This is a genomic window from Celeribacter baekdonensis B30, from assembly GCF_000299875.1.
GTDB classification, from domain to species: Bacteria; Pseudomonadota; Alphaproteobacteria; order Rhodobacterales; family Rhodobacteraceae; genus Celeribacter; species Celeribacter baekdonensis_A.
Genome location: NZ_AMRK01000012.1, coordinates 15,621 through 26,923 on the forward strand (window position 1 = coordinate 15,621; position 11,303 = coordinate 26,923).

Below are 11,303 nucleotides of genomic sequence, written 5' to 3' on the forward strand. Positions count from 1 at the left end.
TTTTGAGCGCAGAGGTTCACGTCCGCAGTCAGACAGTTGGGCCTCTGCATTCCTCCCGCGGACTCTCCTTCCGATCGTCCGCGCTGTATCCTGCCTTTTGTGCGTGGGCAGAATACTTTACTGGCGTCGCAGGGATGCGTTTCTCCTGCGACGCCTCTTTTTCTTTCAAATCGCCCGGATCAGCGCGCCGTTAGGCATTTGGCAACACCCGTCTGGACACTGGCCCTGACGGCGTTAGAGTCGTCTCTGTGATCCCCGTTTTTACCGCCGCGTTTTTTACCACCGCGCTGAGGAGCCAGGTTTGAGCATGCCCTTTGATCCCGCCGTCGCCGCAGATCCCGCCTTTGACGCGGTCGGTGAGTGGGCGCTTTCGTGGCACCGGGGCGGGGTTGGCGCAGTTTTGGTCACGGTGATTGACACCTGGGGCAGTGCGCCGCGTCCGGTTGGCAGTCAACTTGTCGTCTCGGGCAAAGGTGAGATCATCGGCTCGGTGTCGGGCGGTTGTGTCGAAGGGGCGGTGGTGACCGAGGCCTTGGAGTTGCTCGAAGCGCCCGCTTTTAAAATCCTTGAGTTTGGTGTCAGTGACGATACGGCCTTTGCCGTTGGATTGGCCTGCGGTGGGACGATCCGGGTGTTGCTTGAACCCGTAGGCGCGGTGTTCCCCGTGGAGATTTTGGCTGAGGTGATCACAGCACGCGCGGCACGCAGGCCCACTGGCGTTGTCACCGATCTGGTGCACGGCACACATGATCTTGTTGGCCCTTCGGCCTTCCCCGACCGCTTCGCGGCCGACCGATCGGGCATCGAGGCGGACGGGCAGCGGTTTGTGTCGGTCCACATGCCGCCGGCGCGTTTGCTCGTGATTGGCGCAGTGCATATCGCACAGGCGTTTTTGCCGATGGCACGGCTGGCGGGGTTTAACGTGACATTGATTGACCCGCGCGGCGCCTTTGCCAGCGACACCCGCTTTCCGGGCGAAATCATCGGGGACGATTGGCCGGACGCCGCGCTTTTGGCGCATGGGCTGGATGGGCGCACCGGGGTGATCACGCTCACCCATGATGCCAAACTCGATGATCCGGCGCTGATCACCGCTCTGCGCTCGGACGCGTTTTATATCGGCGCTTTGGGATCGACCCGGACCCATGCCAAACGCGTGGCGCGGTTGCAGGAAGCGGGGCTGAGTTCCGATCAGATCGCCCGTCTGCATGCCCCTGTCGGCCTTGATATCCGCGCCCAAAGCCCGGCCGAAATCGCCGTCTCGATCCTCGCGCAGGTGATCCAGGTGATGAGGCGGCCATGATGTATGGACGCCGCCCGGTGCGCGAGGCCAAGGGCACGATTTTGACCCACTCTGTGGCGTTTAAGGCAGGGGGACGATTGGAGGCGGGGTGCACGCTTGGCCCGTCAGAGATTGCGGCACTGGTCATGGCCGGAGTGGGCGAGGTCCGCGTGGCGGAGCTAGACCCGCATGACGTGGCGCAAGACGAGGCAGCGCGCCGGATCAGCGCGGCGATGGTGCCCGTGCCCAGCGATGCCAATCTGGACGTCGGGCGGGTCATGGCGGGGGCAGCGCATATTACGGCGACCTGCGCCGGGGTTGTCGGACTTGATACCGCCGGACTCACCCGGATGAACCGGGTCGATGAGGGGATGGCCATCGCCACCCGCCCGCAGTTTCACCGGGTTGCCAAAGGCGATGTCGTGGCCACGGTTCGGGTCATTCCCTACGGCGTCAAACGCTCTGCGCTCTCAAGGGTGATTGAGGACGCGCATGACACGATCCGGGTGCGCGCGGTCTTGGCCGAAACCGCGAGCCTCATTCAAACCGTGATTGGTGGCGATGGGGGGACAGCCAAAGGCGAGGCTTTTTTGCGGGCGCGATTGGATCGATTGGGCGTGCGCTTGGTCGAAACCTTGGTGGTGCCGCACCGAGAAGAGGCGCTGGCTGAGGCGTTGTTGAGCGCGCGTGGCGAGGTTGTGTTTGTCTTGACGGCCGTGGAGACGATGGATCGCGGCGATGTGGCCCCTGAGGCGGTGCGCCGGGCGGGCGGGGTGATCACCCGTTTTGGTCTGCCCCTGGACCCCGGCACGCGGTTTTTCGCGGGCGGGCTTGGGGCGGTGCCGATCTTGGGCTTGCCGGAATGCGCGCGCGGGTCTGCTCCGACCGGGGTGGATTGGCTGGTGGATCGGTTGCTGTGTGGCGTGAGCATCACCGATGATGACATCGCGCAGATGGGGGTTGGCGGACTGTTGTCGCCAGAGGTTTAAAGGGCAAAACTGGAGAGATAAAAGCGCAGAAAACGGCAGGTCGCGGTTGAATGCGCCTTAAAAACACCCACTGAGAGCGCAGGCGTGGCGCGGCGCACAAGGCCGTTATGCGTTTGCAGAAAATTGATACATATCACTTACAAGTGACCCTGCGCGGCGCAGTGTCACGGCCAAGCCGCGTCCACACCGTTTGATCCAGAAAGTAGGCACATGACCTTCCCGCTCTCAGATGTCGCCCTCACCACCCTTGCTCTGGCCGTGGCCGGGGCGTTGGGTTTGCTCTTTGGCAAACTTCAGGTCCGCAAGATCGGGTTGGGCATCGGTGGGGTGTTGTTTTCTGGCATTCTGGTCGGTCATTTCGCCGCGAAAGCCGGGATCACCTTTGACAGTGATGTCATGCATTTCGTGCGCGAATTGGGGCTGATCCTGTTTGTTTACACCATCGGCATTCAGGTCGGTCCAAGCTTTTTTGCTTCTTTCGCCAAATCCGGCCTGCGCTTTAACCTTGCCGCCATTGGCATCGTTTTAGGCGGGGTGGTGGTGACCTTGGCGATTTATGCGCTCACCGATCTGCCGCTTCCGGTCCTGATGGGGGTGATGTCGGGGGCTGTGACCAACACGCCGGGCCTGGGTGCGGCGCAACAGGCGCTTGGCGAATTGGGCCTGCCCGCCTCTGAGGTTGGCTTCGCCGGTATGGGCTATGCGATGGCATATCCTTTTGGAATTATTGGAATTTTGATTTCGATGTTTGCGGTGCGTTTCCTGTTTGGCATCACGATCGAACGCGAAGAAGAGGCCTATAAGCTGGAAACTAAAAGTGGTGAGGCGGCCTTGCCCGCGCTCAATCTTGAGGTGACCAATCAGAACCTTGACGGTGTCCGGCTGGGGGATGTGCCTGACCTGTTTGACCATGGGGTTGTCGCGTCGCGGATGAAATCAGGCGGTGAATTGATCGTGCCGACGCGCGACACCGTGCTGCATCTGGGCGACAGCCTGCATATGGTCGGCCCTGCCGAGAAATTGGCGGCGATGAAGCTGATCATGGGACGTGAGATCGACACGCCGTTGACCACCAAGGGCACCAAGCTGACTTGGGCGCGCATCGTCGTGACCAAGGACAAAATCCTCGGCAAATCCTTGCGCGAACTGGCCCTTGTCGAAGCGCGTGGCGTGACCGTGTCGCGGATCAACCGCGCAGGCGTCGAACTTCCGGCGCAGGCCTCGTCCTCGCTGGCCTTTGGCGATATTGTCACCGTTGTCGGGTCCAAACCCGACATTGATGCGGTGGCTTTGGAGCTGGGCAATGAACATGCGCGGCTGCAAGAGGTGCAATTCCCGGCGCTGTTTTTCGGCATCGCTTTGGGGGTGATTTTGGGGTCCATCCCGCTTGCTGTACCGGGCCTGTCGGCACCGCTGAAACTCGGGCTTGCGGGCGGGCCGTTGATGGCGGCGATTGTGTTGGGGCGGTTGGGCCATTGGGGGCCGTTCACATGGTACATGCCGCCCGCCGCCAACCATGCGCTGCGCGAATTTGGCATCGTGTTGTTTCTGGCCGTGGTCGGCATCGTCGCGGGGGATCGGTTTTTTGACACGCTGTTGCATGGCGACGGCATCGTGTGGATGGGCTATGGCATCCTCATCACGCTCCTGCCGCTGCTGATCGTTGGCGTCATCGCGCGGGTCTTTGGCAGGTTCAATTACCTCAGCCTCTGCGGCGTCTTGGCCGGGTCGATGACCGATCCGCCCGCCTTGGCCTTTGCCGTGTCGATGAGCAAAACCGGGGCGGCGTCAGTGGCCTATGTGTCGGTCTACCCGTTGGTGATGTTCCTGCGCATTTTGGCACCGCAGATCCTGATCTTGATCTTGGCGGGGGCAGGCGCGGGGGCGTTTTAACCCGCAACCTTTGGTTTTTGCGCAATAAAATCAATGAGGGCGGAGTGGCCGACATGGCCATGGCCCTCATTCACATGCATCTCAAAGGCACGATTTTCAATGATGTCATAGCCGTCAAAAGCTGTCGCCAACAGCGCCTCGGTGTACATATTCTCCACCTTGCCGGGGCCACCCGTGCCGTAGTCGACCTGTTTGGGCGTATAGCCGTGGATCATCACCCGGCCACCGGGGGCTAGGGTGTGATCGAATTGTTGAAACAACGCGGCGCGCGCTTCTGGTCCGATGAATTGAATGTAGATCGCCACAATCAGATCAAAAGGGCGGTCCCAATCCCAATCCTCGATCCCGGCTTGATGATAGTCCACCGCAACCCCGCGCGCTTGGGCCAGAGCGCGCGCTTTGGCCAAAGCGGGCGCGGAGGGATCAAATGCCGTGACATCCAAACCCTGTTCGGCCAACCAGACCGAATTGCGGCCCTCGCCATCCGCGACGCAGAGCACGCGGGCCTTTTGGGGCAACTCCGCCAGATGACGCGGCAAAAACGCGGCGGGTTCGGTGCCAAATACATAATCCGGTCGGTCGTAACGCTGATCCCAAAAGCTCATGATACTTCTCAATCTCCATAAAAAATCCCCCGATGTTTTCACAGCGGGGGCTTCATCATTCACGTCAGACGCAACGCCTCACTTCGGCAGCGGGCCGATCATCATGACCATTTGGCGACCTTCAAGCTTTGGCATGCTTTCGATTTTGCCGATGGCTTTGGTGTCTTCTGCCACGCGTTCCAAAAGCACACGCCCCAAATCCTGGTGCGCCATTTCGCGGCCCCGGAAGCGCAACGTCACTTTGACCTTGTCGCCATTTTCAAGGAACTTGACGACATTGCGCATTTTGACTTCGTAGTCATGCACATCGGTGCCGGGACGGAATTTGACTTCCTTGATCTCGATGATCTTTTGCTTTTTGCGCGCTTCAGATTCACGTTTCTGCTGTTCATATTTGAACTTGCCGAAATCCATGATCTTACAAACCGGCGGTTCCGCGTTCGGCGAAATTTCCACGAGGTCAAGACCAGCCTCGATCGCCATTTCAAGTGCACGGGACGGTGTGACGACACCAACGTTTTCACCCTCAGCGCCGATCAGGCGGATTTCCGGCGACCGGATACGTTCGTTGATACGAGGTCCGGTGTCACGGGTCGGCGGGGCGTTATGCGGTCTGCGGGCTATGGTAAGCTCCTATAAGTCGTTACAATTCATGTCGCGCGAAAATAAGGCGAAACCTTGCCATATTCAACCCAATATCGGCGTCTTCTTGCACAGAAGGCGACATGGGGCACCCATGGGGAAAAACCGGGGATCTGGCCCCTTTTCTTTGCACCAGTGTCATGTCATACGCCAATTATCCGGGAAACCATAATTCCCCGTTAATGGTGAGGACTACTCTATGACCAATCGTTTTGTAACCGGCGCGCTGATCACTGGCCTGGCCCTGTCTCTTGCAGCTTGTAAAGAAGAAGAGAAAGCGGCAGAAACCACGACCGAGAGCACCAGCTCCGTTGTTGAACAGGTCTCCGACGCCGCCTCTGACGCAGCCGAAGCAACCACCGAAGCCGCCTCTGACGCGGCTGATGCGGTGTCCGATGCGGCTGATGCCACTGTCGACGCGGCCACCGACGCCGTTGATGCAGCCACTGACGCGGCCGAAGCCGCGGGCGAAGGCGCGGCAGACGCAGCCTCCGAAGCCGCAACCGCTGCGATGGATGCGGCTCAAAATGCAAAAGACATGGCGACCGAAGCCGCAGAAGGTGCCAAAGATATGGCAACGGATGCTGTTGAAGGCGCGAAAGATATGGTTGCCGGTGGCACGGACGAAGCCGCCGAGGCCGCCGCAGATGCCGCAGACACAGCCGCAGATGCCGTTGACACGGCAAATGAGGCGGCCGCCGATGCGGTTGAATCCGCCGCAGACACAGCAGAGGCCGCAGGCGATGCTGTTGATACCGCGACCGACGACATGGCGTCCCCTGAGGCGCTGACCGTTGAGGGCTTCGATCTTGAAAAAGCCAAAGCTCTGGTCAACGAATCGTCGCTTGACGCAACAGCCAAAGCCACCATCACCACGGCGATGGCCCAGGCGCAAAACAACCCGGAATTGCTTGGCGCAATTTTGGAAAAAGCGCGCACGCTGCTTGGCATGTAAGCCAGAGGTGATCTGATCACAGGGCCGCGCAGGGGAGACCTTGCGCGGCTTTTTAATGTCCGCTTTCTGGGTTCATGCCCATGAAAAAGCCCGCGCTCATCTCTGAGGCGGGCTTTTGCATTTGGAACGTTATGGCGTGGATCAGTCGACAAAAGCCTTTTCGACCACATATTCCTTCGGCTCGGAATTGGCACCTTCGCGCAGGCCAAAGCCATCAAGGATTTTCATGATGTCTTTGTTGAACGCCAGGTTGCCACAGACCATGCCACGGTCATTTTCCGGGCAGAGCGGTGGGATGCCGAGGTCTTCGAACACTTTGCCAGAGGCCAGATTGTCGGTGACGCGGCCCTTGTGATGAAACGCTTCGCGGGTCGTCGTCGGGTAGTAGCGCAGCTTGCCGTCTTCAATCTCGGAGAGGATTTCGTCAGATTTGATATGTTCGACAAGCTGGCGACCATATTCCAACTCAGACACTTCACGGCAAGTGTGCATCAAGATGACTTCTTCAAACTTTTCATAGACTTCCGGTTCGCGCATCAAGGACGCAAAGGGCGCAATCCCGGTGCCTGTGGCGAACATCCACAACCGTTTTCCGGGCAAAAGCGCGTCCACAACGAGGGTGCCAACGGGTTTCGGTCGCAGGATGATCTCATCGCCGGGCTGGATATGTTGTAAGCGCGAGGTCAGCGGGCCGTCTTGCACCTTGATCGAATAGAATTCCAATTCCTCATCCCAAGACGGTGAGGCGATGGAATAGGCGCGCAGCAGCGGCTTTTGTTTGCCAGTCTTTGGGTCGGGATCGTTCATCAGCCCGATCATCACGAATTCGCCGGAGCGGAACCGCAGCGTTTGAGGCCGCTCGACCTTAAAGGAGAACAGGCGGTCGTTCCAATGTTTGACCTCGGTCACCTTGGCGGCGTCGGGCAGGGTGGGAACGGCTTTGGTTTTTACGTCGGCCGCGGCTTGGGGCGCTGCGGTATGGGTCGCGGATGTGTCTGTCACTGTTGTGTCTGCCACTTGCATTTGCTCGGTCATGTCTGTCTCTCGCACCGTCTTAACGGATATCGCGGATGTCTCTTTGATCCACATCAGATGAACGGGGCGAAACTCAGCCCCCTTTTGGCCCTTTACGCCCGCCCACGCAAGCGCGACTGGTAATCGCCCGCCTGCCAATCGGCGCGGGCCAGCCATTGCGCCTCGTCTTGGCGGGCGGCCAGATCGTCGGAAATCGCCACCTCGTCAAAGCCCGCGCGCCGTGCCATGGCGTATTGATCGGCAATCACATGGCCCGCTGCACGCAACCGTCCGGTAAAGCCTTTGAGCCGCAACAGCCGGGCAAGCGTAAAGCCGCGCCCATCTGAGAAGCTCGGAAAATCAATGCGGATCGCCTCCGCCCCGGCATATTGCGCGAGGGTCTCAGGGGCTGTGTCGGAAGCCAGATCAAGCCAGTCCCCGGTGAAATCCTCGGCGACAAAGCCGCTGTCTTGGATGAGTTGCGTCATGCTGCATCTCCTTTAAGCGGCACGCGCACGAATTTTCCGTCCACGAAATGGATCCCGCATTCTGTTTTCTCTTCATCGCGCCAACGTCCAGCGCGCGGATCTTCGCCCTCTTTGACCGGCGATGTGCAGGGCGCACAGCCAATCGACGGATAGCCTTTTGCCACCAACGGGTGACGCGGCAGGCGGTTGTTGATCATGTAATCCTGTAAATCGCTTGGCGCCCAATAGGCCAGAGGATTGATTTTGATCCGCGTGTCTAACTCGTTTTCAAAGAAATCGAGACTGGCCCGCGTGGCACCCTGAAACCGTTTGCGCCCGGTGATCCACGCGTCAAATCCCCCCAGCGCCTCTTGCAGCGGTTGGGTCTTGCGCAGATCACAGCAGGCGTCCTTGTCGCTTTGATGCAGGAGGCCTTCGGGATCATGGGCGTCCAATTTGGCGCGAGAGGGGCGAATGCGCCGCACATCGCGCAGATCGAGCCGGTCGATCAGGTCGAGTTGATAGTCGATGGTTTCCTGAAACAACATTTCCGTGTCGATGAACACCACCGGCGTGTCCGGTTTCATCACCGAAATCATGTGCAACAACACCACTGACTCGGCACCAAAAGACGACACAAGCGCAATCCGCCCCAGTTCACGATCCCGCAGCGCCAGTTCCAACACTGACGTTGCCGAATGGTGCTTGTAGCGCGCGTTCAGGCGCTCGACACGGGTGTCCACCGTGCCGAATTCCTGTTTCAAAAGCGTGGCCTCATGCGGCATTGGCTTTTTCCTCTTTGGCCGGATAGAGCGCTGCTTTGAACGGGGCCAGCCCGAGACGACGGTAGGCGGCAAGGAAGGTTTCCTCAGGCCCATCGCGCAGATCGAGATAGCACAGCAAAATGCGCTCAATCGCCGGTACGATTTCATCATAGGCAAAGCCCGGCCCCGTGCGATCCCCGATCACCATGTCTTCGGTGCCATCTCCGCCCAGCGTGATCTGATAATTCTCAACACCGGCGCGGTCCAACCCAAGAATGCCGATATGGCCGACGTGGTGGTGGCCACAGGCGTTGATGCAGCCGGAGATTTTGATTTTGAGCGCACCGATGTCATGTTCGAGTTTCAGCTCTTCAAACCGGGTCGCGATGCCTTGGGCGACGGGGATTGAACGGGCGGTTGCCAGCGCGCAATAATCCATGCCGGGGCAGGCGATGATGTCGCTGACCAGCCCGACATTGGCCGAGGCCAGATCAAAGGCTTTGAGGGCTGCGTGCAGCGCGGGCAGATTGGATTTATGCACATGCGGCAGGATGACGTTTTGCTCATGCGAAATGCGCAGCTCGTCATGGGCGTAATCGCGGGCAATCTGCGCCAAGGCGCGCATTTGCTCTGCTGTGGCATCCCCCGGCGTTTGGCCCGGTTTTTTCAATGAGACAGTGACGATGGCGTAACCTTCGGCCTTATGCGCCGCCAAATTGGTGTCGGCCCAGGCGCGGAACACCGGGTCGGCCTCATAGGCGCGGGTATAGGCATCGACGGGTTTGTCGGCAAAGATCGGCGGCAAAAAATGCCCCTCAATCTCGCGCAGCATCTCCATGTCGATCCCGCCAAAGCTCGGCTTGATCGCGGCAAAACGGTCTTCAACGCGGGCGCGGATGTCGTCGATCCCGTGTTCATGCACGGTGATTTTGATCCGGGCTTTGTATTTGTTGTCGCGCCGCCCCAAAAGGTTCCAAACCGAGACGGTGGCTTCCAAATAGGGCAGCAGATCGTCAAAGGGGACAAACTCTTTCAAGGTCTTGCCGACCATCGGCGTCCGCCCAAGCCCGCCGCCGACGATGATTTCCGCGCCCAAAACGCCGTCCTGACGTTTGAGCACCAGCCCGATGTCATGGGCGCGCACCACGGCGCGATCCGCCGTGGCCCCGGTGACCGCGACCTTGAATTTGCGCGGCAGGAATTGGAATTCCGGGTGATCGGTCGACCATTGGCGAATGAGTTCCGCGACGGGGCGCGGATCGGCGACCTCATCGGCGGCTGCACCGGCGAAATGATCGGCGGTGACATTGCGGATGGTGTTGCCGGAGGTCTGGATCGCGTGCATTTCAACATCCGCGAGATCGGAAAGGATCGCGGGCACATCCGGCAATTTCGGCCAGTTGTATTGGATGTTTTGACGCGTGGTGAAATGGCCGTAGCCGCGATCATATTTTTCCGCGATATGGGCGAGCTGGTCCATTTGATCCGGATTCAACGTCCCGTAGGGGATCGCCACGCGCAGCATATAGGCATGCAGTTGCAGGTAGAGCCCGTTCATCAAGCGCAGCGGGCGGAATTCCTCCTCAGAGAGGCTGCCGTCGATGCGGCGGGCGACCTGGGCGGAAAATTGCGCCACACGGTTGCGCACGAAGCTTTCGTCAAAATCGTTGTACTTATACATTTGCCCGCGCTCCTGTTTCTTGCTTGCCGTGGGGGTAGTTCGAGGGGCCTGTGCGGCGGAACTCTTCGCGAAAATGGGTTGGTTCCGGGCCATGCTTGCCCTCTGCCGCATCCGTCAGATAGGCACCGACGACCATCCCGTCTTTTTGCGCCTCGGCCAAAAGCGCCTCTGCCCGCACAGCGTCAAAGATCAATGCCGCCTCATGGAGGTCGCGCACCCAGGTGCCGCTCTCAGAGAGATAAATCACATCCCCTTGCAAAAGCGCGTTGGCGGTGATGACTTTGGGCGTGAACGGGCGCGACATGGGACATTCCTTGCGAGACGGTTGGCGAGGGCATTGGTTTCGGCTTGCGATTTCTGTCTCTATATTTAGAACATTGTCCTAAGTTTATGCTATGGTGCGACGTCAATAAGGATGTTTGTTCCAATATGAGACCCGCGCCGGGTCGTCATTCCAAGATTGAGAGGAAAACCGAAATGCCAGTCCAACTCGACGCGATGGATCGGAAAATCCTGAGCGAACTGCAACAGGATGCCAGCCAATCTTTGGACGAAATTGCCCGAAAAGTCGGGTCTTCGAAGACGCCCGTGTGGAATCGCATCCGCAAAATGCGCGAAGGTGGCGTCATTGGCCAACAGACCGTGATCCTTGACCCGGAGAGTCTTGGGCTTGAGGCCTGTTTCTTTGTGCTGGTCAAAACCAACGCCCATGAAGCCGGGTGGCAGGAGACGTTTTTACAGGTGCTCAAACGCCGCCCGGAGGTCCTGGAGGCGCATCGTTTGGCGGGGGAGATTGATTACATCCTCAAGGTCCGGGTGAAAAACGCCAAGGCCTATGATGAGTTCTATCAGGCGCTGATCCAAGAGGTCTCAATCTACAACGTCACGGCGCTCTTATCGATGGAAGAGATCAAATCGACGACCGAACTGCCGCTCTAGTGTCATTGCAGTTTTCATTGCAGTGACAAATACTCACACGTTCCCGGTATGAGTATTTAAGCCACGGTAAAG

12 protein-coding genes are annotated in these 11,303 nt (G+C 59.1%); 5 read left to right on the plus strand and 7 right to left on the minus strand.

What is annotated here, in order from left to right:
- Positions 1-307: 307 nt before the first annotated feature.
- The 3 genes from B30_RS17260 to B30_RS17270 all read left to right on the plus strand — a co-directional run bounded on the left by B30_RS17260 (position 308) and on the right by B30_RS17270 (position 4,164).
- Positions 308-1,303: an XdhC family protein gene (locus tag B30_RS17260; protein ID WP_009573448.1), complete on the plus strand. Its 996-nt coding sequence runs from the start codon at positions 308-310 to the stop codon at positions 1,301-1,303.
- Positions 1,300-2,271 carry a hypothetical protein gene (locus B30_RS17265; protein ID WP_040402855.1) on the plus strand — a complete coding sequence of 324 codons (972 nt, stop codon included), beginning with the start codon at positions 1,300-1,302 and terminating at the stop codon, positions 2,269-2,271. The genes B30_RS17260 and B30_RS17265 overlap by 4 nt, the downstream gene beginning before the upstream one ends.
- A 210-nt stretch (positions 2,272-2,481) precedes the next feature.
- On the plus strand, positions 2,482-4,164 hold the full coding sequence (locus B30_RS17270; protein ID WP_009573450.1) for a putative transporter: 1,683 nt from the start codon (positions 2,482-2,484) through the stop codon (positions 4,162-4,164).
- On the opposite strand, the gene B30_RS17275 is transcribed toward B30_RS17270, so the two are convergent.
- Both B30_RS17275 and infC read right to left on the minus strand, forming a co-directional pair.
- On the minus strand, positions 4,161-4,769 hold the full coding sequence (locus B30_RS17275; RefSeq protein ID WP_009573451.1) for an SAM-dependent methyltransferase: 609 nt from the start codon (positions 4,767-4,769) through the stop codon (positions 4,161-4,163). The genes B30_RS17270 and B30_RS17275 overlap by 4 nt on opposite strands.
- Before the next feature lie 78 nt (positions 4,770-4,847).
- Positions 4,848-5,393: a translation initiation factor IF-3 gene (infC, locus tag B30_RS17280; RefSeq protein WP_074646015.1), complete on the minus strand. Its 546-nt coding sequence runs from the start codon at positions 5,391-5,393 to the stop codon at positions 4,848-4,850.
- A 217-nt stretch (positions 5,394-5,610) separates the two neighbouring features.
- Between infC and B30_RS17285 the strand changes: the two genes are divergently transcribed.
- Positions 5,611-6,366: a hypothetical protein gene (locus tag B30_RS17285; protein WP_009573453.1), complete on the plus strand. Its 756-nt coding sequence runs from the start codon at positions 5,611-5,613 to the stop codon at positions 6,364-6,366.
- A gap of 141 nt (positions 6,367-6,507) precedes the next feature.
- Here B30_RS17285 and B30_RS17290 read toward each other — a convergent pair whose 3' ends face one another.
- The 5 genes from B30_RS17290 to B30_RS17310 form a co-directional block, all read right to left on the minus strand.
- On the minus strand, positions 6,508-7,401 hold the full coding sequence (locus tag B30_RS17290; protein ID WP_009573454.1) for a ferredoxin--NADP reductase: 894 nt from the start codon (positions 7,399-7,401) through the stop codon (positions 6,508-6,510).
- A gap of 92 nt (positions 7,402-7,493) precedes the next feature.
- Complete coding sequence (locus tag B30_RS17295; protein ID WP_009573455.1) at positions 7,494-7,868, minus strand: DUF934 domain-containing protein; 375 nt, start codon at positions 7,866-7,868, stop codon at positions 7,494-7,496.
- Complete coding sequence (locus B30_RS17300) at positions 7,865-8,632, minus strand: phosphoadenylyl-sulfate reductase (protein WP_009573456.1); 768 nt, start codon at positions 8,630-8,632, stop codon at positions 7,865-7,867. Before B30_RS17300 ends, B30_RS17295 begins: the two co-directional genes overlap by 4 nt.
- Positions 8,622-10,292 carry a nitrite/sulfite reductase gene (locus B30_RS17305; RefSeq protein ID WP_009573457.1) on the minus strand — a complete coding sequence of 557 codons (1,671 nt, stop codon included), beginning with the start codon at positions 10,290-10,292 and terminating at the stop codon, positions 8,622-8,624. The genes B30_RS17300 and B30_RS17305 overlap by 11 nt, the downstream gene beginning before the upstream one ends.
- Entirely contained in the window at positions 10,285-10,596 is a 312-nt protein-coding gene (locus tag B30_RS17310) for a DUF2849 domain-containing protein (protein ID WP_009573458.1), read from the minus strand. Before B30_RS17310 ends, B30_RS17305 begins: the two co-directional genes overlap by 8 nt.
- Before the next feature lie 173 nt (positions 10,597-10,769).
- Here B30_RS17310 and B30_RS17315 point away from each other — a divergent pair, with 173 nt between their 5' ends.
- The gene (locus B30_RS17315; protein ID WP_009573459.1) at positions 10,770-11,231 is read left to right on the plus strand and encodes an Lrp/AsnC family transcriptional regulator; all 462 of its coding nucleotides are present in this window, start codon (positions 10,770-10,772) and stop codon (positions 11,229-11,231) included.
- The last annotated feature ends 72 nt before the right edge of the window (positions 11,232-11,303 follow it).